Origin of the sequence: Aquitalea aquatica (assembly GCF_013911085.1) — a bacterium.
Taxonomy (GTDB): domain Bacteria; phylum Pseudomonadota; class Gammaproteobacteria; order Burkholderiales; family Chromobacteriaceae; genus Aquitalea; species Aquitalea aquatica.
In genome coordinates, this window is sequence record NZ_JACERN010000007.1 from 15,026 (window position 1) to 32,664 (window position 17,639).

Genomic DNA, 17,639 nt, shown 5'->3' on the forward strand with positions numbered 1-17,639 from the left:
TTTTTATGTGCGCTGCGAGGGTGCTGCTCGGCCCCGCTGCTGGTCGTTACGTAGAACTGGCCGCGTCGCTCAGGTTTTTCGGGCCAAAGGCATGCGGCAGCAAGACATCCAGTGTGGTGTCGATACGTTCACTGCCATCGCAGATGCAGCGCACCAGCATGCCGGGGCCAAATTCGTTCAGTACCTGACGGCAAGCGCCGCAAGGCGAGGTCGGGGTGGCGGTAGGGGTATAGACGCAGACCGCCACAATCTCCTGCAGATCGTGCAATACGCGAGCCGAATAGATGGCGGTGCGCTCGGCGCAATTGGCGAGGCCATAGCTGGCGTTTTCGACATTGCAGCCGGGGTGGATCTGCCCCTGTGCATCCAGAATGGCAGCGCCAACGGCGAAGCGGCTATAGGGCACATAGGCACGGCGGGCGGCGTCACGCGCGGCTTGTTCAAGCGCGGCCCACTGGGCCGGGGTAGGTGTGTGCTGCGGCATATTGTCTGATCCTGATGCAGGGCGCGTGATCTTGCTCCCGTGCTTGACAGCTGTCAACGCTCGGGCAGCTGCTGGCGTAATACCTGCCGCGCCCAGCCGAGCAGGGCGGTACTCAGATCGCCAGCCAGCGAAGATTCCACCCGCCAGTGATGCCAGTACAAGGGCAGATCGACATACTGGCCGGGTAGCAAATCCAGCAGGCGGCCACTCTCCAGGTCATCATCTATCATCAGCTCCGGCAGCAGGCTGTAGGCCAGCCCCAGCCGGGTTGCCTGCACGAAACCCTGTGGCGTGGGCAGGGTGATGTGGGGGGTGCTGCCGTCATAGCCGGCGACCTGGCGCAGAAACTGGCTGTGCAAATCGTCCTTGCCGCTGAAAATGATGGCCGGTGCCTGTGCCAATGCCGCATGCGTGAAGCCGTCGGCAAAGTAGCGAGCGGCAAAGTCCGGCGTGGCCAGGCACAGATAACGCATACAGCCGAGGAAATGGCATTCACCCCCCTGTATCGGCGTGTCGCGGGTACCAATGCAGCCAGCGACATGGCCGCTGCGCATCAGCTCGTGGGTGTAGTCCTGATCATCCATCATCACGTCGAACAGCAAGCGGCGGCGCTGCATGAGTTCTTGCACGGCGGGCAGAAACCAGGTGGCCAGGCTGTCGGCATTCACGCCCACGGCCAGCGTGGTGAAGTCGCTTTGTTCGCCATCCGGCAGCAGGGTATTAAGGAGTTCGCCTTCCATCAGACTGAGCTGACGGAAGTGTTGCAGCAGCAGGCGGCCGGCGGTGGTGGGGGCCGGTGGGCTAGTACGGGTAAGCACTGGCTGCCCCAGGTGTTCTTCCAGCTGGCGTATGCGCTGGGAAATGGCCGACTGGGTCAGAAACAGCTTGCGTGCCGCCTTATCGAAGCCGCCGCTGTCCACCACGGCGGACAGGGCTTCCAGTTGTTTCGGGTCGAGCACGGCAGGCTCCGGCGATGGCAGAAGAAAGCCATGCTAATGGCTGCGTGGCCGCATGGCAAACAGCAGGGCAGCGAGCAGGGCACCCGCCATAAACAGCCAGCGTGCCACGCTCCAGTCTGTGGAGCCAGCCACCATGGCCGCCAGTAGCAAGGGGCCGAGCAATTGGCCGAGATTGGCCAGTTGCACAAAGTAGCCTTGCAGGATGGCCAGCTGCACCGGCCCACGGCTTAGCCCATGGGTGGAGGACAAGGCCGCTGGCGGCACCGCACCACCGCAAAATGACAGCAGCAGACATAGCAGATAGGCGGCATCTGGCGACAAGCCGGGCCAGAAGGCAAGCAGCCCGCTTAGCCCCATCAGCCCCAGTGCGGCGCAAATCAGCGTGTCGCGCCCCATGCCACGGCGCAACAGCCAGGCACCGCCAAGGTTGCCGGGGATGTTCGCCGCCACGGCCAGCGCCGACAGCAGGGCGATGTGGCTGGCGCTCAGCTCTGGTCGGCCATGCAGCATGGATGGCAGCCAGACAAACACTGCCCATAGCATCAGCGTATATAGCATGAAAGCGAGGCCATAGCGCCATACTGCCGCTTGCCGCAACACGGAGAATGGCGCTGCCTGTGAATCTGGGGGCTGGGTGGCCTGCAGGTTGCGCTGTTGGAAGACCGGCTTGCACGCCAGCAAGAGCAGTAGAGCCAGCAACTGCAGCGCCATGCCGGCCAACCAAGCCAGTCGCCAGCCGCCCAGCGCCGCCAAAGCTGGAGTCAGCAGCATGCCGATGGCCGCCCCCAGCGGCAGATTAACCGCCCACAGGCTGAGGGCCAGCCGCTTGTCGCGCTCGCTGGCCAGGCTGACAATCATGCTGGGCATGGCGACTGATACCAGCAGGAAGCCGATGCCCTCGATTACCCGCGAAGCCAGCATCATGTCCAACTCGTGTGCCGGCAGGGCCAGCCCGCCCCCCAGCAGCAATAGCAGCAGGCCGATGAGGCCGGCTTGCAGTGCATTCCAGCGTGCCAGCAACAAGCCCATGAACAGGCTGAGCACAATGGCGAGGCTATTGAAGGCCGAGGCGATCCAGCCGCCTTGCACCAGGCTCAGCCCCAGCTCATGTCGCAGCAGGCCGAGCACCGCCGGCACCTTGCCCAGACTGAAGGCCCCGGCGGCGCCGGCGAAAATGGCAATCAGCAGGGCCGGCCAGTGGGTGGCCGGTGCTGTTGCAGGCTGGATCGGCGTCGTCATGCTGGCTGACGGCTGTTGCGCAGCCAGTCGTCGGTTAATTGGCCGAATTCGCCGCGCTGATAGGCACGGATGCGCTCGTTGATTTCCTCGCTGCTATTCATCACGAAGGGGCCGTGTTTGACCAGCGGCTCTTTCAGTGCCGGACCGGACAGCAAGACAAAGTGGCAGCCCGTGGCAGCATACAGCTGCAGCTCGGCCCCCTGTACTGCCGTGGCATCCAGGCCGATGCCCACTGCGCTGCCGGCGGGAATGTCAGCCGTTTGCCCTGCCGCCTGTAGCTGTAGCGGACCGCTGATGGCGTAGAGCATGGCGTTCCAGCCCGGCTCCAGCACATGGGCAAAGCGCTGGCCGGGATCAACAAAACCATCCAGCAAGGTAAAGGCTTCCGGCAGTGCTGCGGTGTGGGCCGCTTGAATGCCGTTGCTGCTGCCGGCGGCTACCCGTACCCGTACGCCGGGTGCGTGGTATTCCGGGATGTCGGCCGGTTCGGCATGTACGGCAAACGGCGCCTGCATTTTCTTGCTGGCCGGCAGGTTGACGAAAATCTGCAGCGCATGCACGTGCGGATTGACGCCTTCCGGCTGTTCGGTATGCACGGCACCACGTCCGGCTGCCAGCCAGTGCAAGGCACCAGGTACGATAGGCCCCTGATTGCCCATGGAGTCGTAATTGACATGCGGGCTGGCTGCGTCTTCGAACATATAAGTCACCGCAGAAATGCCAGCGTGCGGGTGGGGTTCGAAGGTAGTGGCGGTCATGTGGAAGTGATCCACCATCACCACCGGGTCGATCAGCCCCGCGAACATCTGTTCGCCAAAATGCTGGGCCTGGAAGCCACTGCCGATTGTGAGCGGCTGGCCGTGGACCGGTGCGGAAATCTTCAATTGCGTCATCTTGCTTGTATCCTGATTGCCGCCGGGCCAAACGGCCGCAGCGTTGTTAAGCCCTGCTGACAAAGCCCCAGTTCGGGCATTGCGCCTCCTTGCCGTACGGCTGGTGCTGTCTGCATCGGCGCGCCTTGCTTAGGGTGTGCTGCGAGGCTTTGTCCGCAGTGCTAAAGGGGCAGTGCTCGCCAGTGTCGCAGCTGGCGTTCTGCCGCAAACATGGTGTGCACTCTGGCGAAATAGGGTTGGTAGTAGGCGCGCTGCAACTGCACCTCTTCCAGATGACGGCGGCTGCTCCAGCCTTCCAGCAACAGGATGCGGCCGGGGTCGTTGTCGTCCTGGAAGATCTCGAAGCGCAGGCAGTCTGCCTCTTGCTGCAAAATAAAACGGCTGAACTGCTGCAGTTCTTGCAGGAAATCCGCCAGACATTCCGGCTTGATGGTCAGCTCAACCGTCAATACATGCATGTCTGTTGCTGCCTTACAGGGCATCGGTCAGGCCGCCATCGGTCAGCAGGGTGCGGCCGGTAATCCAGCGCGCGTCTTCACTGGCCAGGAATGCCACCACGTCGGCGATGTCTTGCGGTTGCGCCACCCGGCCCAGCGGGGTGCCATTGGCTACGGCTTCGCGCCGGGCCAGCGGTGTGGCGGCGGTCATGTCGGTTTCGGTCATCGCCGGTGCCACGGCATTGACGGTAATGCCACGCGGCCCCAACTCCAGTGCATAGGCATGCGTCAGTACCGATACGGCTGCCTTGCTGGCCGAGTAAACGGCGGTGCCGATGCGCGGTGAGTAAATCAGGTTGCTGGACAGGTTGACGATGCGCCCGCCTTGCTCCGGGAAGAACGGCAGGGCATGGCGGGTCATCAGCAGCATGCTGCCCATATTGCCGTTGAATACACGGGCAATATGTTCGGCATCCACGTCGGCCAGAGTGCGGCCCTCGAACACCCCGGCATTGTTGATCAGGATGTCGATGTGGCCAAAGCGCGTGGCGATGGCAGACAGCGCATCGCGCACGTCCTGTTCCTGGCTGACATCGGCCGCATAGGCTGCTGCCTTGCCACCCTGGCTGATGATGTCAGCAACGACATGATCGGCCTGCTGCTGATTGCTGCGATAAACAATGACCACCTGCGCACCCTGGCTGGCCAGCTTGCGGGCAATGGCTGCGCCAATACCACGCGAACCGCCAGTGACGACGGCTACCTTGTCTGCTTGTTTCATGGTGAATCTGCTCTGTTTGACTGAAGCTGGCTGAAAGAAGAAGGTGTTAGCCGCCAGCGCCGCGATGTAGGCGCTGGCTGTGCTCACTGCTGCAGCTTATTTCTTGGTGAAGCCGCTTTGCATCTGCCATACCAGGGTGGCAAACGGCATGTCCAGATCGCCGTAGACATCATGTGCCTTGGGGTCGACATTGCTACGCAGCATTTCCACCGCTACCGTGGCATAGTCGGTGACCGGGATGCCAGCGCCCAGCAGACGTTGCAGGCCGGAAGTGCGCTTGGCTTCATTGAAGGTGCCGGAAGCATCCAGTACCACGCGGGTGTCATAGCCAGCAGCCTTGGCTGACAATGCCGGGAAGCTGGCACAGATTTCCAGCGATACGCCAGCCACCACGATTTGCTTGCGGCCGGTCTTTTCAATGGCCGCGCGGACTTTCGGATCATCCCAGGCGTTGATCATGGTGCGGCTGATCACTTGAACACCCGGCAGGGCGGCGGTCAGTTCCGGCATGGTCGGGCCCCACATGCCGTCCGGCATGGTGGCAGTCACGATAACCGGCACACCCAGGGTGCGTGCGGCCTTGGCCAGAGCCACCACATTGTGTTTCAGATCACCAACCGTGGTATCACGCACACCGCTGATCAGGCCAACCTGATGGTCAACCAGCAGCAGTACGGTATTGTCACGCGACAGCATGCTGAGGTTGGCATTTTGCTGGGCAGCGGTGGTGGTGGCTGCGGAGGCCGGCAGGGATACGCTGGCGACGGACAGGGTGGCGAGGCCGATCAGGGTGGCGGAGAGCAGTTGGCGGATTTTCATGGCTTGGTCCTTTGTGTTGTGGTTGAGGCAATCCGGCCCTGCTCCCTTTGCCCGATTTGGCCAGGGACTGTACCAAAGGCTTGATTGCGTGGAGGTATTATGGACAAGCCACTCAGGATTAAAATATAGGAAAAATCGTATTTATCGTTCCGCTGGTGGAACGATATTCTGCAAACTGTTTGCAAGGAAATACACATGATTCCCCTCGCACTGGATTTGAATGATCTGTTTTTGTTCTCCCAGGTGGTGCAGCGCCAGGGATTCAGTGCGGCCGCACGCACCCTGGGACTGCCCAAGTCACGCATTTCGCGGCGGGTCAGTTTGCTGGAGGAGAGGCTTGAGACGCGCCTGCTGCAACGTAACTCGCGCAATCTGCGGCTGACCGATGCCGGCGAGGCGCTGTATGCCCACTGCCTGGCCATGCTGGCCGAGGCGCAGGCGGGTGAGGCTGCGGTACGCCAGCGCCAGCAGGAGCCCAGCGGCCAGGTACGGCTGAGTGTGCCGATTGCCATTGCCGATGCCGTGCTGTCCCGTTTGCTGCCTGCCTTCATGCAGCGCTATCCCAAGGTGAAGTTGTCGGTGCAGGCCAGTAATCGCCAGGTGGATTTACTGGAAGAGGGGGTGGATGTAGTGGTGCGTGGTGTTGGTTTCGAGCAGACATCATCCAGCCTGGTGCAGGTCAGCCTGTGTACCGCCCAGTGGGGTTTGCTGGCCACGCCGGCATGGCTGGCGCAAGAGGGCGATGTTCTATGGCCGCAACAGCTGGAGGGCCATAACAGTCTGCTGTTTGGACCGCTGGAAGGTGGCACTGATGTCTTGCTGTTACGCCATGAATCTGGCAGCTACCAGGACGTGCGGGTGAATGTGCTGCTGCGCAGTGACAATGTTCAAACCCTGAAGCAGGCGGCACTGGCCGGGCTGGGGGTGGCAGGGTTGCCGCTCTATAGCTGTGCGGAGGAGTTGGCTGATGGCCGCTTGCAACTGCTGCTGCCACAGTGGCGACCCAAGGATGGTCGGCTGGTGATGCTGTATCCGACCCGTCGTGGTTTGTCGCCGGCGGTACGGGTGTTGATTGATTTCTTCAAGAGCGAGTTGCCAGGCATGCTGGAGTACCGCGCTTGTCAGGGCGATGGTTTAAATTAAAATTTCTTATCGTACATAAAAATTATTAGCTTAACTTCTATTCAAATTGACTTTAAGCTACGCGCCTATTCTTGGCTTGCTTTGCCACCTGGCAAAACAGCTGCTTGTATGGCGAGAAAATCATGTTCAATTTGAATGTCTATCTGGCTGCCCTGGGGCTGTCTACCAGCCAGATCGTGGGCATTGGCCCGCAAAATGCCTTTATCATCCGCCAGGGAATCGGCCGCAGCCATATCCTGCCCATCGTGCTGATCTGCATCGTGGCGGATGTGCTGCTGATCAGCTGCGGGGTGCTGGGCATGGGCAAGATCATCGGTGCCATTCCCGGTTTCGTGCAGACGGTGGCCTGGCTGGGGGCAGCTTTCTTGCTGTGGCTGGGTTTCAAATCCTTCCGCGCCGCCGCCCATCCGGGCGCACTCAAGCTGGAGGGTTCGGTGGAGCGTGACCGCAAACGCGCCATTCGCACCATCTTGCTGGTGACACTGCTCAACCCCTATGTCTGGCTGGATACAGTGATCCTGATCGGCAGCGTGGCATCGGTATATGGCAGCCTGGCCGCGCCTTCTTTCATTCTGGGCAGCATCACGGCATCGGTAGTGTGGTTTGCCGGCATCGGCTTCTTTGCGGGCAAACTGGCACCCTTTTTCCAAAAGGAAAGCAGTTGGCGCGTACTGGATTGTGCTATTGGCCTGATCATGCTGTTTACCAGCAGCCTGCTGGTCTGGAATTACGGCTTTACTCACTGAGGCCTGCTGTTGAAATGCAAAAAAGCCGGACGATGTCCGGCTTTTGCTATTGGAGCAGGCAGGGCCTTATTCGGCAGCTTCATCCAGCGCCAGACCGTTGATCAGGTCTTCGCGGGTCAGCAGGAACACAAAACCGTCGCCACTGGCGGTTTCCATCCACATGAAGGGCAGGTTGGGGAAGCATTCTTCCAGCATCTCGCGATTGTGGCCGATTTCCACCAGCAGCACGCCGTGCTCGGTCAGCAGTTCCGGTGCGCGGCGCAGGATTTCACGGGTGGCGTCCAGGCCGTCTTCGCCGGAACCCAGGGCAATTTCCGGCTCGTGCAGGTATTCCTGCGGCAGGGCATCCACCGACTCGGCATCCACATAGGGCGGGTTGGCGATGATCAGATCGTAGGCTTCTTCCAGACCCTCGCACAAATCACTGTGAATCAGCTGAATCTGCTCTTCCAGGCCGTAGTTCTGCACATTGATGGCGGCAACTTCCAGCGCATCCAGCGAAATGTCAACGGCGTCGATTTCGGCATCCGGGTAGTGATGGGCCAGCTGGATGGCCAGGCAGCCAGATCCGGTACACAGGTCCAGTGCGCGGTGCACCAGTTCCGGGTGTTCGATCCACGGCTGCAGCGGCTCGCCCAGTAGTTCGTAGATGAAGGAGCGCGGCACCAGCACGCGTTCGTCCACATAGAAGCTGAACTCGCCCTGCCAGGCTTCGTGGGTGAGATAGGCTACCGGCACTTTTTCTTCGGCACGGCGTTCGATCAGGTCGATGACGTCCTTGACTTCCGTGGGCAGCAGGCGGGCATCCAGATAGGGTTCCAGCCGGTCGATTGGCAGCTTCAGCGTAGTCAGGATCAGGTAGGCGGCTTCATCGTGGGCGTTGTCGGTGCCGTGGCCATAGGTCAGGCCGGCCTGATTGAAGCGCGACACCGCAAAACGCAGCAGATCGCGCACGGTGGTAAAGCTGCTGGCAGCCTGGGCGTACATGCTTGTCCTTTCTGGACAGGGGGCCGCGATGGCCGTCCCTTGTCAATAATGACAGGGGACATGGCCTGCCATGTCCCCTGTGGTCTGGTTCGGCCGCCATTATAGGGCAAGCGGCCGCTGCTGCACTATTTCCGATCAGAACGGCAGCTTGGCATCCGTTGCAGTGGCCAGTACGCGGCGGAAGTCGGCCTTGATGCGTTCCAGCGCCTCGGCATTATCCGCTTCAAAACGCAGCACGATCACCGGGGTGGTGTTGGATGCACGCGCCAGGCCGAAACCGTCGGCATACTCCACCCGCAGGCCATCCATGGTGTTGATTTCCTCGGCACCATCAAAGCTGGCTGTCTGTTGCAGCTTGGTGATCAGGGCGTGGTTTTCGCCTTCCGCCTTCATCTTGAGGTTAAGTTCCGGGGTGGAAATGGCATTGGGCAGGGCATTGAGCACGGCACTGGGGTCTTCCACCCGCGACAGTACTTCCAGCAGGCGCACACCGGCATACATGCCGTCATCAAAACCGTACCAGCGTTCCTTGAAGAACACATGGCCGCTCATCTCGCCGGCCAGCAGGGCACCGGTTTCCTTGATCTTGGCCTTGATAAAACTGTGACCGGTACGTGCCATCACCGGCACGCCACCGTTTTCCAGAATCCACGGCTTGAGCAGGCGGGTGGATTTGACATCGTAAATCACCTTGGCCTTGGGGTTGCGTTCCAGCACGTCGGCGGCAAACAGCATCAGCTGGCGGTCTGGCCAGATGATATTGCCTTCCTTGGTGACCACGCCCAGGCGGTCGCCGTCGCCATCAAAAGCCAGGCCCAGCTCGGAATCGGTCTTGGCCAGCGCTTCGATCACATCCTGCAGGTTTTCCGGCTTGGCCGGGTCCGGATGGTGATTGGGGAAGGTGCCATCCACGGTGCAGAACAGCTCGCGCACGCGGCAGCCCAGGCGACGGAACAGCACGGGAGCAAAGTCGCCGGCGATGCCATTGCCGCAATCCACCACGATGTTCATATTGCGTTCCAGCTTGATATCGCTGGTGATGCGTGTCAGATAGGCTTCGGTAATGTTATGGGTGCTGTAGCTGCCGGCACCTTCTGCCAGATCGCCGCTGGCAATGCGCTGATAAAGGGCCTGGATGTCTTCGCCGGCCAGGGTATCGCCGGCCAGCATCATCTTGAAACCGTTGTAGTCCGGCGGATTGTGGCTGCCGGTGACCATGACGCCAGACAGGGTGCCCAGTTCGTAAGCAGCAAAATACAGCATGGGGGTGGCCACACGGCCGACATCGATGACATCCACCCCGGCGGCACGGATGCCATTGGCCAGTGCATCGCTCAGATCGGGGCCGGACAGGCGGCCATCACGGCCGATGACGATGGCCTTGACCTTGCGTGCCACGGCTTCCGAACCGATGGCATGGCCGATTCGCTGGGCGGCTTCTACTGTCAGTGTCTTGCCGACAATGCCGCGGATATCGTAAGCCTTGAAAATGTCTTGGGATGGTGTGCGCATGATGGTAGGCAATATCTCGAGAAGCAGGAATCAATAGTCAAACTATCCGGCCACACCGGTGGCCGGACGTGCAAGAACGGGGTTAGGCAGCCAGTGACTGGCTCAGTGCTATCAGTTGCTGCAGTTTGGCGCGCGCCTGGCCGCTGGCCAGTACTTCGCGGGCCAGGGCAATGCCATCCGCCAGTGTGGTGCAAATGTCCGCAGTATAAATGGCTGCACCGGCATTGAGCAGCACGATGTCCTGCGCCGGGCCGGGCTGGTTGTCCAGTACCGACAGCAGGATGTCACGGGATGCAGCCGCGCTGGTGGCCTGGATGTCTTTGAGTTCGAAGAAGCTGAAGCCCAGTTCGCGCGGGTCCAGGATGTACTCCTCGATCTGGCCGTTTTTCAGTTCGGCCACCATGGTACGGTCGCTGAGGGTGATTTCATCCAGACCATCCATGCCGTGCACGATCATCACATGCTTGCTGCCCAGTTGCTTCAACACCCGCGACTGGATGCCGACCAGATCAGGATGGAATACGCCCATGATCTGGTGGTCGGCGTTGGCCGGATTAGTCAGCGGCCCCAGGATGTTGAAGATGGTGCGCGCGCCCAGTTCCTTGCGGATGGGGGCAACATGCTTCATTGCACTGTGGTGGTTGGGGGCGAACATGAAGCCGACGCCGATCTCATCGATACAGCGGGCCACTTGCTCCGGGCTGAGTGCCAGATTGACACCCAGTAGCTCCAGCACATCGGCGCTGCCAGAACTGGACGATACCGAACGCCCGCCATGCTTGGCCACTCGCGCCCCGGCTGCCGCCACCACAAAGGCCGAAGTGGTGGAGATATTAAAGGTATGGCTCTTGTCGCCGCCGGTGCCACAGGTGTCAATCAGGTGGTCACGCGAACGCACTGGTACCGGGGTGGCGAACTCGCGCATCACGGTGGCCGCTGCCGCGATTTCCGACACGCTTTCCACCTTGGTACGCAGCCCAATCAAAATGGCAGCCGTCTGGGCCGGCGTCAGCTCGCCACGCATGATCTGGCGCATCAGATCCAGCATTTCGTCAAAAAACAGTTCGTTGCCGTCAATCAGTCGGTTGAGGGCGGCCTGGGGGGTCAGCATGATGAAGGTCCTTGAATCGCGGGCGGGGCTGTCTTGGCAGCACGGCAAAGAGGCCCCGTCAGTACTGGGCGGGGCCGTCAGTCATTCGCTCAGGCGAATTCCTTGAGGAAATTGTCCAGCATGCGGTGGCCATGCTCGGTCAGGATGGACTCGGGATGGAACTGCACGCCCTCGATGGGCAGTGTCTTGTGGCGCACACCCATGATTTCGCCGTCGTCAGTCCAGGCGGTGATTTCCAGGCAATCCGGTAGCGTTTCACGCTCGATCACCAACGAGTGATAGCGGGTGCAGCTGACCGGATTGGGCAGGTCACGGAACATGCCGACATTATGGTGATGCACCGGCGACACCTTGCCATGCATCAGTTGCTTGGCGTGGATGATCTTGCCACCAAAGGCCTGGCCAATACCCTGATGGCCCAGGCACACACCCATGATGGGTAGCTTGCCGGCAAAGTGCTTGATGGCCGCCACCGAAACCCCGGCCTCGTTCGGGGTGCAGGGGCCGGGGGAAATCACCAGGTACTGCGGCTGCAAGGCTTCGATTTGTTCCAGGGTGATTTCATCATTGCGAAACACCTTTACCTCTTGCTGCAGCTCGCCGAAGTACTGCACCAGGTTGTAGGTAAAAGAGTCGTAGTTGTCGATCATCAGCAGCATGATTAGCTTGAACCCTTGAATTTGCTGGTATCAATTGGATTGCCAGCTATTTGCTACCCCCTTCGCCACCCCAGGCTGATTTTGTTGGGGCAGGGCAAGCGGGCAGGTGAATGAGATGGGCTTTACTATACCGGAACCGTGTTTGCTGTGCAGCCCATGCAAACCCGCCAGATAGGCGCTGTACCATCATCCGCGCTAGTGATTGTCAGCCATGGCAAGGGCATTTGCTTCTTCGGCCCGCTACTTGATGCTCCGCAAGGGGCTGAGTTCGGCCACTGTCATGGTGAATACCAGTAGCTCATCACTTTGATTGGCGTAATGATGCGGTGCATCGGTACGCGCTACTGCTGCACTACCCGTACGCAGGGTATGGACATCATCGCCCACGCCTAACTGCAATTCGCCCTGTTCGACATGAAACAGTTCGAAAGTCCCCTGTGGATGCCCCTGCGAGGTGAATACCTCACCCGGATGCATTTCCCAGCGCCACAGTTCCACCATGTCCGGGCCGCTACTGCCTGCCAGTAGCCGTGCCGAGCCACCGCTGGAGCCACTCCACAGCCGCGGGATGTCGGCTTGCTCGATGATGTGAATGGCCGGTGTGCTGGCCACATTCACAATATCCGCCACGGAAAGGCCCAGCGCGGCCGCCAGCTTGCACAGGATGGCAATACTGGGGTTGGCACTGCCTTTCTCGATTTCCACCAGCATGCCCTTGCTGACGCCAGCGCGGCGCGACAGCTCGTCCAGTGACAGTTTCTGCTCTTTGCGATGTTGTTTTAGGCGGTTGGCAAGTGCTGCACTGATGGATTCGGCATCGGCACCTGGGTCGGTCATTATGTTGACTGTTTTGGACATTGGTCGGTAAGATGAAATGAATCAGTCATTAAAGGATACCTCAATGTCAGCTTTTTTACCGTCAATCAGTCCGGAAATCGCCTCTATTGCACCAGGATTTCGCGCCCTGAGCATCCGTGTGGAAGCCGCTATGTTGGCCGTGCCAGAGCTTGGGGCGCAGCAGTTGCGCGAGGCCTGCCGCTTTGCCCAGGCTGGCGGGCCAGCATGGGCCGATGCACACATGCAGGCATGGGCTGATGTGTTCCGTGCCTTTGGTGCCAAGCCGCAACGCACGCCGTGTTCGGCAGAAGCGCTGCGCAAGCGGGTGTTGCGCGATGGCAGCCTGCCCGCCATCGATCCGGTGGTGGATCTATATAACGCCATCAGTCTGCGTTATGCCATTCCGGTGGGTGGTGAAAACCTGGCGGCCTATATTGGCCAGCCCAGACTGGTGCTGGCTGATGGCAGCGAGTTGTTCGACACCGTGAAAGAAGGGCTGCCTGCCATGGAGTCGCCCGAGCGCGGCGAAGTGGTCTGGCGTGACGACCAAGGGGTGACCTGCCGTCGCTGGAACTGGCGGCAAGGCGTAAGAACCCGGCTGAGTGCTGCCGATCGGCAGATGTGGTTCATCCTGGAAAGCCTGCCAGCCATGCCGCTGGAAGCATTGCAGCAGGCCGGCGATGCGCTGGCACAGGGGATTGCCCAGATGATGCCAGGCTCGGCGATCGAGTCCAGCCTGATTACCTTGCCGTAATGTAATGTGGAGTACGCATCTGCCATGCGGTGATACATGGCAACACGCCAAGGAGTTGCCATGTATTTGCCAGAACATTTTGCCCAGACTGATATTGCAGCCTTGCACGACATCATTGCCAGTCATCCGTTTGGCAGCCTGATCACCCATGATTCCGGCGGGCTGGATGCCAATCATTTGCCGTTCGAACTATTGCGCAACGCGGGCGAGCTGGGCGTGCTCAATGCACACATTGCCAGGCGCAATCCTCTGCGCGAACAAGTGAAGGATGGTGCTGAAGTCCTGGTGACATTCCGCGCAGCGGATGCATATGTCTCACCTAATTACTACCCTAGCAAGCAGCTGACACAGCGTCAGGTCCCCACCTGGAATTACATGGTGGTCCATGCGCATGGCCGGATTCGCTTTATTGATGATGAGAAGTTTCTACGGGCGGTGGTGGGCAGGCTCACCCGGACGCATGAGGCGAGTCAGCCCGCGCCATGGAAAATGGCCGACGCACCGGCTGAGTATCTACAAGACCTGCTGCAAAATATTGTGGGCGTACAAGTCGACATTACCCGGCTGCTTGGCAAAAACAAGTTGGGCCAGGATGAGCAGTTGATCGATATGCAAGGGGCAGGGCAGGCGCTCGCTAGGGGAGTGTGCGGTGCGAGCCAAGCAATTGGCGGTGCGATGCTGGAGCTGGCTCGGCTGCGCGAATCGTAATGATCGGGACGCAGCCCCGGCCATGGGGCTGCTCTATCTGGAGACCCGCTGATCAATACTCGCCCGGCCTTGTCGGGCGGATTCCACGTCAGCCAGTCAGCCTGCTTGCTGTATGCACTGGTGTGGTGGAGTGGTGGCGGCGTAGCCGGCAAGGGTGAGACTTTGTCTGGGATAGTGGCTGCGATATTGCCCGTAGTCCGCTTGCCGCTTGCATGGGCCATGCTGGCTGCGTGCTATCTGGCTGGATGATGTTGGAACACAAGCCATGCTAGTATTGCCACCTTGCATCCATGTTCATCAAGCCAGATGGCCAACCATTAAGGGCCCAGACTTCACCATGAATCATTCATTTATTCGCACTGCCCTGTTGCTGGGTGCACTGCTGCTGGGCGGCTTCGCCCATGCAGAAACCGAAGACATCCCACTGCCGGGTGATGTGCCGAGCGCACCGCTCAAGTCTGCCAAGAAGCCAATGCATCATGCGCCAGCCAGTCAGGCCAATACCGCCAATGCCCACCGCAAAGCCAGCAAGCCGTCCAGCCGCAAGCATCACGCCGCGGGCCGGGGGCAGCACCGTCAGCATGGCAAGCACGCGACAGCTGCAACGCACAAGCCTGCCAGCAAAGTGACGGCAGGCAAAAAAAATGCCGCCAAATCCGCCCATCACAAATCAAGCAAAAACAATAAGCTAGCGAAAAAGCCGATCAAGAAGCATAAAAAAATGCACTGACGGGCTTGCCAGCTAAGGGGCAAGACGCTATATTGCAGCCCTTCGCCGGTGTAGCTCAGTTGGTAGAGCACCTGACTTGTAATCAGGGGGTCGCGAGTTCGATTCCTGCCGCCGGCACCATATTCCACGGGCCTTGTAGAAATACAAGGCCCGTTTTGTTTTCTACGTTTTAGACAGGATATTAGACAACCTCGTCTAATACGGCTGTTGCGCAGCCTACACAATCACCCCGTCTACCAGCTGGTGGCCATTCCCTCGGCCGTCCTCTTCCCAGCTCGAACTTCCCCCAAGCTTTACCCCGAGATAGATGCCCAGCCGACGCCAGCGCGGGATGCGTGCAATCTTCGCAGCCTCCAGCAGCACCAGGTTGGCCGTAGCCTCGTCGCACACCTCGTGATGGTGGTACAGCCAGTCGTGCAGCACCGCAGCCTTGTGCGTGGTATCCCCGAACAGCAGATACAGCACCGGCACGCGCGGCACGCTGGCGTAGTCTGTCAGGAAGCCCGGCTCGACCGTGATCGTCTTGCCCAAGATGTCAGACTGGTAGACAAATGGCTGCACCACCCGCCAGATGCCACGGCCACCGGCCGCAGTATCGTCGACCAGCACGGTAGCCAGCTCGGACAGGAAGGCGCTCATTGCGATGCACTCGCCGGCAGTGCGCTGGCTTCTGCGGCTTCTTCGGTCAGCTGCTGGGCAATGATTGATTTGGCCAGATTCACGCCGAAGCTAATCCGCACCTTATCGATCTCCGGCAGCCTGGACGCACCCAGCACATCGAGCAAGATCGGCACGGCCGTGCTGGCCAGGGCCTTCAAGTCGGGCTTCGTCGGTGCAGAAGTCGCGGCAGAGCACACCTTGTCTACGTAGGGCGCGGCTTTGGCCAAGTTGGCGGCATCCGCCGGGGAAATGATGCCCGGGGTATCGGCGACAGCCGCATTGACGGCCTGCAACTGCGGGCAGACCTGGGCAGCAACTTGGGCCGGGGTCTGGTGGGTTGCGGTAGCGCATGCAGTCATGACGAATGCGGCAACGACGAACAGCATGGCAGAGAGAGCTTTCTTCATTGGGTAGGTCCTTTCGATGTGTCAGAGGGTGCTGCGGGAGAATCGGGGATGGCCGGCGGCTTGTAGCGCTGAGCGCCGCAGGTGGCCGCCAGCAGGGCGCTCACTCCCAGCGAGTAGGTGGCCAGGTCAAAGGGTTTGCCGGTGATGAAGCTGGTCACCACCAGGGCGATGCCGACGATGAATGCCACCGTGGCGGCGGTGTTCACCGTGTCGAAGCTCTTGCCGTATTCGTCGGTGGCGCAGTCCTTCAGCACGCGGCCAGCCGTGGCGAAGGGCGACAGCAGCAGGGTGAGTAGCTTGCTCATGCCTTCACCGCCTGCCGCTGCGCAGCCACATGCTCGGCCAGCAGCTCTGCCTGAAAACGGGCAACTGCATCCGGGCAGATGAAGATGGTCTGGGTATTGTTCTGGGCCTTATAGCCGGTGCCGCCAGCCTGGCCGGCCACCACGAAGGTGCCTTCGCCGGAATTGCTCCAGTTGGTGGAGCCTTCGCCACCGACCTTGCCGTCAGCAACGAAACCCTTGGTGTGGCTGATCTGGTGCGTGGCCGACTGCCCGATGACAAAGTGGGTGTTGAAGCCGATCGGGTCGCGCGCAGCGTCCGAATCCAGTAGGCGCTTTTCATGCACCCCGCCGGCTTGGGACTTGTCCAGGGTGATCAGGCAGGTGATAGACGGGTCATGCACAATGCCCATGATGATTTCGTTCAGCTCGTCATCGTCGTAGCCGAACATATTCAGATACAAGCTGACGCTGACGCGGCTCAGCACGTGCTTCAGGATTTCATGCACGTTGTCACGGCCAACATAGAACAGGTGGAAGTCCTTCGACGCGGCCGGGGAGAATGCGCCTTCCTTGGTGTATTGCTGCAGGTCCAGCAGGTCGAAGGTTTGCAGGGTTTCGGGCATGTAGCCTCCAGAATGCAAACACCCCGCACATGGCGGGGTGTGGATTGCAAAAATTGTGTGGTCAGGCCGGGATCGCCTTGAGGGCAGCCAGGTACAGCGCCTTGCGCTCAGCGAAACCATTTGCATCACCGATGGCTGCCGTCTTGTGGCCACGGTTCACCATGTCGCTGACACCATCGATATCGCCAGCATCGGCAAAACGGTTGATGCCTTCTCTTTGCCAAAACTGCCCGGCAGACATTGCGGCATTGGCCGGCTGTTCCAGCAGCTCGGGGTGCGCCAGCAGGGGCTGGCCCAGTGCCTGACCCATCGCGGCATAGTTCGCCCGGCCAGTGATCTGAATCAGGCCACGGCCACGGAACAGAAAGCCATCACCCGGCTGGGTATTGCCCAGGTCTGTGCGACCCTGGTAGCCCAGCTGCGCGGCCGTCGGCCCCCAGATTTCCCGCACGTAGACCAGGCGGCCAGATTCATGGCCGATCTGGGCAAGGAAGGCGGCAACCCGTAGTCGGGTATTGATTTGGTAGCGGTCGCAGGCAGCCTGCATGGCCGGCAACCATTTCGCTGCAGCCGCCGCCGTGCAGCCGGTGCCGGCCTGCAGGATTGAGGTGGTCAGGTTCATCAGCCGCCGCCTTTCTTCCAGCCGTAGTAGGCCACCACGACGATGAACACGATTACCCCTTTCCAAGCCAGCGCCAGCACCCCGCCGCCCACATTGATACGGAAGCGGTCAAAGGTACGGTCGATGATCGCGTCCACATCGGCATCGGTCAGGGTGCGATCCTGCTGCAGCTCGTTTTTTTCTTCAGACATAGGCCCTCCCGGGGCACAAAAAAAGCCCGCACGGGGCGGGCTTGTCGATTTAG

The 17,639-nt window shown here is 60.4% G+C and carries 23 protein-coding genes and 1 tRNA gene; 6 read left to right on the top strand and 18 right to left on the bottom strand.

Features of this window, described 5'->3' with window-relative positions; translation table 11 throughout:
• Positions 1 to 46 precede the first annotated feature (46 nt).
• The 7 genes from H2Z84_RS02685 to H2Z84_RS02715 form a co-directional block, all read right to left on the bottom strand.
• Complete coding sequence (locus tag H2Z84_RS02685; protein ID WP_220272669.1) at positions 47 to 484, bottom strand: cytidine deaminase; 438 nt, start codon at positions 482 to 484, stop codon at positions 47 to 49.
• A 53-nt stretch (positions 485 to 537) separates the two neighbouring features.
• Positions 538 to 1,443 (bottom strand): LysR family transcriptional regulator ArgP, encoded by a 906-nt coding sequence (locus H2Z84_RS02690; RefSeq protein WP_181834620.1) that lies wholly within the window; start codon positions 1,441 to 1,443, stop codon positions 538 to 540.
• Positions 1,444 to 1,476: 33 nt separating this feature from the next.
• The gene (locus tag H2Z84_RS02695; RefSeq protein ID WP_181834621.1) at positions 1,477 to 2,682 is read right to left on the bottom strand and encodes an MFS transporter; all 1,206 of its coding nucleotides are present in this window, start codon (positions 2,680 to 2,682) and stop codon (positions 1,477 to 1,479) included.
• On the bottom strand, positions 2,679 to 3,575 hold the full coding sequence (locus H2Z84_RS02700) for a pirin family protein (RefSeq protein ID WP_181834622.1): 897 nt from the start codon (positions 3,573 to 3,575) through the stop codon (positions 2,679 to 2,681). The genes H2Z84_RS02695 and H2Z84_RS02700 overlap by 4 nt, the downstream gene beginning before the upstream one ends.
• A 161-nt stretch (positions 3,576 to 3,736) precedes the next feature.
• Positions 3,737 to 4,033: a putative quinol monooxygenase gene (locus H2Z84_RS02705; RefSeq protein WP_181834623.1), complete on the bottom strand. Its 297-nt coding sequence runs from the start codon at positions 4,031 to 4,033 to the stop codon at positions 3,737 to 3,739.
• A 13-nt stretch (positions 4,034 to 4,046) separates the two neighbouring features.
• A complete protein-coding gene (locus tag H2Z84_RS02710; protein WP_181834624.1) occupies positions 4,047 to 4,793 on the bottom strand; it encodes an SDR family NAD(P)-dependent oxidoreductase in 747 nt (248 codons plus the stop codon).
• A 96-nt stretch (positions 4,794 to 4,889) separates the two neighbouring features.
• Positions 4,890 to 5,612, bottom strand: coding sequence for an isochorismatase family protein (locus H2Z84_RS02715; protein ID WP_181834625.1), 723 nt, complete (start codon positions 5,610 to 5,612; stop codon positions 4,890 to 4,892).
• Positions 5,613 to 5,807: 195 nt separating this feature from the next.
• Here H2Z84_RS02715 and H2Z84_RS02720 point away from each other — a divergent pair, with 195 nt between their 5' ends.
• Positions 5,808 to 6,755: a LysR substrate-binding domain-containing protein gene (locus H2Z84_RS02720; RefSeq protein WP_181834626.1), complete on the top strand. Its 948-nt coding sequence runs from the start codon at positions 5,808 to 5,810 to the stop codon at positions 6,753 to 6,755.
• Between the two features lie 122 nt (positions 6,756 to 6,877).
• Positions 6,878 to 7,501 (top strand): LysE/ArgO family amino acid transporter, encoded by a 624-nt coding sequence (locus tag H2Z84_RS02725; RefSeq protein WP_181834627.1) that lies wholly within the window; start codon positions 6,878 to 6,880, stop codon positions 7,499 to 7,501.
• Between the two features lie 66 nt (positions 7,502 to 7,567).
• Here the strand turns inward: H2Z84_RS02725 and prmB are convergent, their stop codons facing one another.
• The 5 genes from prmB to H2Z84_RS02750 form a co-directional block, all read right to left on the bottom strand.
• Entirely contained in the window at positions 7,568 to 8,488 is a 921-nt protein-coding gene (gene prmB / locus H2Z84_RS02730; protein WP_181834628.1) for a 50S ribosomal protein L3 N(5)-glutamine methyltransferase, read from the bottom strand.
• 135 nt (positions 8,489 to 8,623) lie between these two features.
• The gene (locus H2Z84_RS02735) at positions 8,624 to 10,000 is read right to left on the bottom strand and encodes a phosphomannomutase/phosphoglucomutase (protein WP_181834629.1); all 1,377 of its coding nucleotides are present in this window, start codon (positions 9,998 to 10,000) and stop codon (positions 8,624 to 8,626) included.
• Between the two features lie 82 nt (positions 10,001 to 10,082).
• The gene (gene trpD / locus H2Z84_RS02740) at positions 10,083 to 11,111 is read right to left on the bottom strand and encodes an anthranilate phosphoribosyltransferase (RefSeq protein ID WP_181834630.1); all 1,029 of its coding nucleotides are present in this window, start codon (positions 11,109 to 11,111) and stop codon (positions 10,083 to 10,085) included.
• An 89-nt stretch (positions 11,112 to 11,200) separates the two neighbouring features.
• Positions 11,201 to 11,770, bottom strand: coding sequence for an aminodeoxychorismate/anthranilate synthase component II (locus tag H2Z84_RS02745; RefSeq protein WP_181834631.1), 570 nt, complete (start codon positions 11,768 to 11,770; stop codon positions 11,201 to 11,203).
• A gap of 240 nt (positions 11,771 to 12,010) precedes the next feature.
• On the bottom strand, positions 12,011 to 12,607 hold the full coding sequence (locus tag H2Z84_RS02750) for a helix-turn-helix domain-containing protein (protein WP_258869266.1): 597 nt from the start codon (positions 12,605 to 12,607) through the stop codon (positions 12,011 to 12,013).
• 64 nt (positions 12,608 to 12,671) lie between these two features.
• On the opposite strand from H2Z84_RS02750, the gene H2Z84_RS02755 reads away from it, so the two are divergent.
• The 4 genes from H2Z84_RS02755 (at position 12,672) to H2Z84_RS02770 (ending at position 14,919) form a co-directional block, all read left to right on the top strand.
• A complete protein-coding gene (locus tag H2Z84_RS02755) occupies positions 12,672 to 13,361 on the top strand; it encodes a B3/B4 domain-containing protein (protein ID WP_181834633.1) in 690 nt (229 codons plus the stop codon).
• Between the two features lie 60 nt (positions 13,362 to 13,421).
• Entirely contained in the window at positions 13,422 to 14,069 is a 648-nt protein-coding gene (locus H2Z84_RS02760) for an FMN-binding negative transcriptional regulator (protein ID WP_181834634.1), read from the top strand.
• Between the two features lie 265 nt (positions 14,070 to 14,334).
• A complete protein-coding gene (locus H2Z84_RS02765; RefSeq protein WP_181834635.1) occupies positions 14,335 to 14,799 on the top strand; it encodes a hypothetical protein in 465 nt (154 codons plus the stop codon).
• A gap of 44 nt (positions 14,800 to 14,843) precedes the next feature.
• Positions 14,844 to 14,919 (top strand) — tRNA-Thr (locus H2Z84_RS02770).
• Positions 14,920 to 15,015: 96 nt separating this feature from the next.
• On the opposite strand, the gene H2Z84_RS02775 is transcribed toward H2Z84_RS02770, so the two are convergent.
• The 6 genes from H2Z84_RS02775 to H2Z84_RS02800 all read right to left on the bottom strand — a co-directional run bounded on the left by H2Z84_RS02775 (position 15,016) and on the right by H2Z84_RS02800 (position 17,586).
• Positions 15,016 to 15,438, bottom strand: coding sequence for a DUF1353 domain-containing protein (locus H2Z84_RS02775; RefSeq protein WP_181834636.1), 423 nt, complete (start codon positions 15,436 to 15,438; stop codon positions 15,016 to 15,018).
• Positions 15,435 to 15,866 carry a hypothetical protein gene (locus H2Z84_RS02780; protein WP_181834637.1) on the bottom strand — a complete coding sequence of 144 codons (432 nt, stop codon included), beginning with the start codon at positions 15,864 to 15,866 and terminating at the stop codon, positions 15,435 to 15,437. The genes H2Z84_RS02775 and H2Z84_RS02780 overlap by 4 nt, the downstream gene beginning before the upstream one ends.
• Positions 15,863 to 16,171, bottom strand: a complete 309-nt coding sequence (locus H2Z84_RS02785) for a hypothetical protein (protein WP_181834638.1) — start codon at positions 16,169 to 16,171, stop codon at positions 15,863 to 15,865. The genes H2Z84_RS02780 and H2Z84_RS02785 overlap by 4 nt, the downstream gene beginning before the upstream one ends.
• A complete protein-coding gene (locus tag H2Z84_RS02790; RefSeq protein ID WP_181834639.1) occupies positions 16,168 to 16,773 on the bottom strand; it encodes a hypothetical protein in 606 nt (201 codons plus the stop codon). Before H2Z84_RS02790 ends, H2Z84_RS02785 begins: the two co-directional genes overlap by 4 nt.
• Positions 16,774 to 16,834: 61 nt before the next feature.
• Positions 16,835 to 17,395 carry a glycoside hydrolase family 19 protein gene (locus H2Z84_RS02795; RefSeq protein WP_181834640.1) on the bottom strand — a complete coding sequence of 187 codons (561 nt, stop codon included), beginning with the start codon at positions 17,393 to 17,395 and terminating at the stop codon, positions 16,835 to 16,837.
• Positions 17,395 to 17,586 (bottom strand): hypothetical protein, encoded by a 192-nt coding sequence (locus H2Z84_RS02800; protein WP_059286275.1) that lies wholly within the window; start codon positions 17,584 to 17,586, stop codon positions 17,395 to 17,397. Before H2Z84_RS02800 ends, H2Z84_RS02795 begins: the two co-directional genes overlap by 1 nt.
• Positions 17,587 to 17,639: the final 53 nt, after the last annotated feature.

What these genes read in the sequence shown, in the direction of transcription:
- H2Z84_RS02685 (WP_220272669.1), bottom strand. Translation starts at nt 484, where the DNA reads ATGCCGCAGCACACACCTACCCCGGCCCAGTGGGCCGCGCTTGAACAA.
- H2Z84_RS02695 (WP_181834621.1), bottom strand. Translation starts at nt 2,682, where the DNA reads ATGACGACGCCGATCCAGCCTGCAACAGCACCGGCCACCCACTGGCCG.
- H2Z84_RS02700 (WP_181834622.1), bottom strand. Translation starts at nt 3,575, where the DNA reads ATGACGCAATTGAAGATTTCCGCACCGGTCCACGGCCAGCCGCTCACA.
- H2Z84_RS02705 (WP_181834623.1), bottom strand. Translation starts at nt 4,033, where the DNA reads ATGCATGTATTGACGGTTGAGCTGACCATCAAGCCGGAATGTCTGGCG.
- H2Z84_RS02710 (WP_181834624.1), bottom strand. Translation starts at nt 4,793, where the DNA reads ATGAAACAAGCAGACAAGGTAGCCGTCGTCACTGGCGGTTCGCGTGGT.
- H2Z84_RS02715 (WP_181834625.1), bottom strand. Translation starts at nt 5,612, where the DNA reads ATGAAAATCCGCCAACTGCTCTCCGCCACCCTGATCGGCCTCGCCACC.
- H2Z84_RS02720 (WP_181834626.1), top strand. Translation starts at nt 5,808, where the DNA reads ATGATTCCCCTCGCACTGGATTTGAATGATCTGTTTTTGTTCTCCCAG.
- H2Z84_RS02725 (WP_181834627.1), top strand. Translation starts at nt 6,878, where the DNA reads ATGTTCAATTTGAATGTCTATCTGGCTGCCCTGGGGCTGTCTACCAGC.
- prmB (WP_181834628.1), bottom strand. Translation starts at nt 8,488, where the DNA reads ATGTACGCCCAGGCTGCCAGCAGCTTTACCACCGTGCGCGATCTGCTG.
- H2Z84_RS02735 (WP_181834629.1), bottom strand. Translation starts at nt 10,000, where the DNA reads ATGCGCACACCATCCCAAGACATTTTCAAGGCTTACGATATCCGCGGC.
- trpD (WP_181834630.1), bottom strand. Translation starts at nt 11,111, where the DNA reads ATGCTGACCCCCCAGGCCGCCCTCAACCGACTGATTGACGGCAACGAA.
- H2Z84_RS02745 (WP_181834631.1), bottom strand. Translation starts at nt 11,770, where the DNA reads ATGCTGCTGATGATCGACAACTACGACTCTTTTACCTACAACCTGGTG.
- H2Z84_RS02750 (WP_258869266.1), bottom strand. Translation starts at nt 12,607, where the DNA reads ATGACCGACCCAGGTGCCGATGCCGAATCCATCAGTGCAGCACTTGCC.
- H2Z84_RS02755 (WP_181834633.1), top strand. Translation starts at nt 12,672, where the DNA reads ATGTCAGCTTTTTTACCGTCAATCAGTCCGGAAATCGCCTCTATTGCA.
- H2Z84_RS02760 (WP_181834634.1), top strand. Translation starts at nt 13,422, where the DNA reads ATGTATTTGCCAGAACATTTTGCCCAGACTGATATTGCAGCCTTGCAC.
- H2Z84_RS02765 (WP_181834635.1), top strand. Translation starts at nt 14,335, where the DNA reads ATGCTAGTATTGCCACCTTGCATCCATGTTCATCAAGCCAGATGGCCA.
- H2Z84_RS02775 (WP_181834636.1), bottom strand. Translation starts at nt 15,438, where the DNA reads ATGAGCGCCTTCCTGTCCGAGCTGGCTACCGTGCTGGTCGACGATACT.
- H2Z84_RS02780 (WP_181834637.1), bottom strand. Translation starts at nt 15,866, where the DNA reads ATGAAGAAAGCTCTCTCTGCCATGCTGTTCGTCGTTGCCGCATTCGTC.
- H2Z84_RS02785 (WP_181834638.1), bottom strand. Translation starts at nt 16,171, where the DNA reads ATGAGCAAGCTACTCACCCTGCTGCTGTCGCCCTTCGCCACGGCTGGC.
- H2Z84_RS02790 (WP_181834639.1), bottom strand. Translation starts at nt 16,773, where the DNA reads ATGCCCGAAACCCTGCAAACCTTCGACCTGCTGGACCTGCAGCAATAC.
- H2Z84_RS02795 (WP_181834640.1), bottom strand. Translation starts at nt 17,395, where the DNA reads ATGAACCTGACCACCTCAATCCTGCAGGCCGGCACCGGCTGCACGGCG.
- H2Z84_RS02800 (WP_059286275.1), bottom strand. Translation starts at nt 17,586, where the DNA reads ATGTCTGAAGAAAAAAACGAGCTGCAGCAGGATCGCACCCTGACCGAT.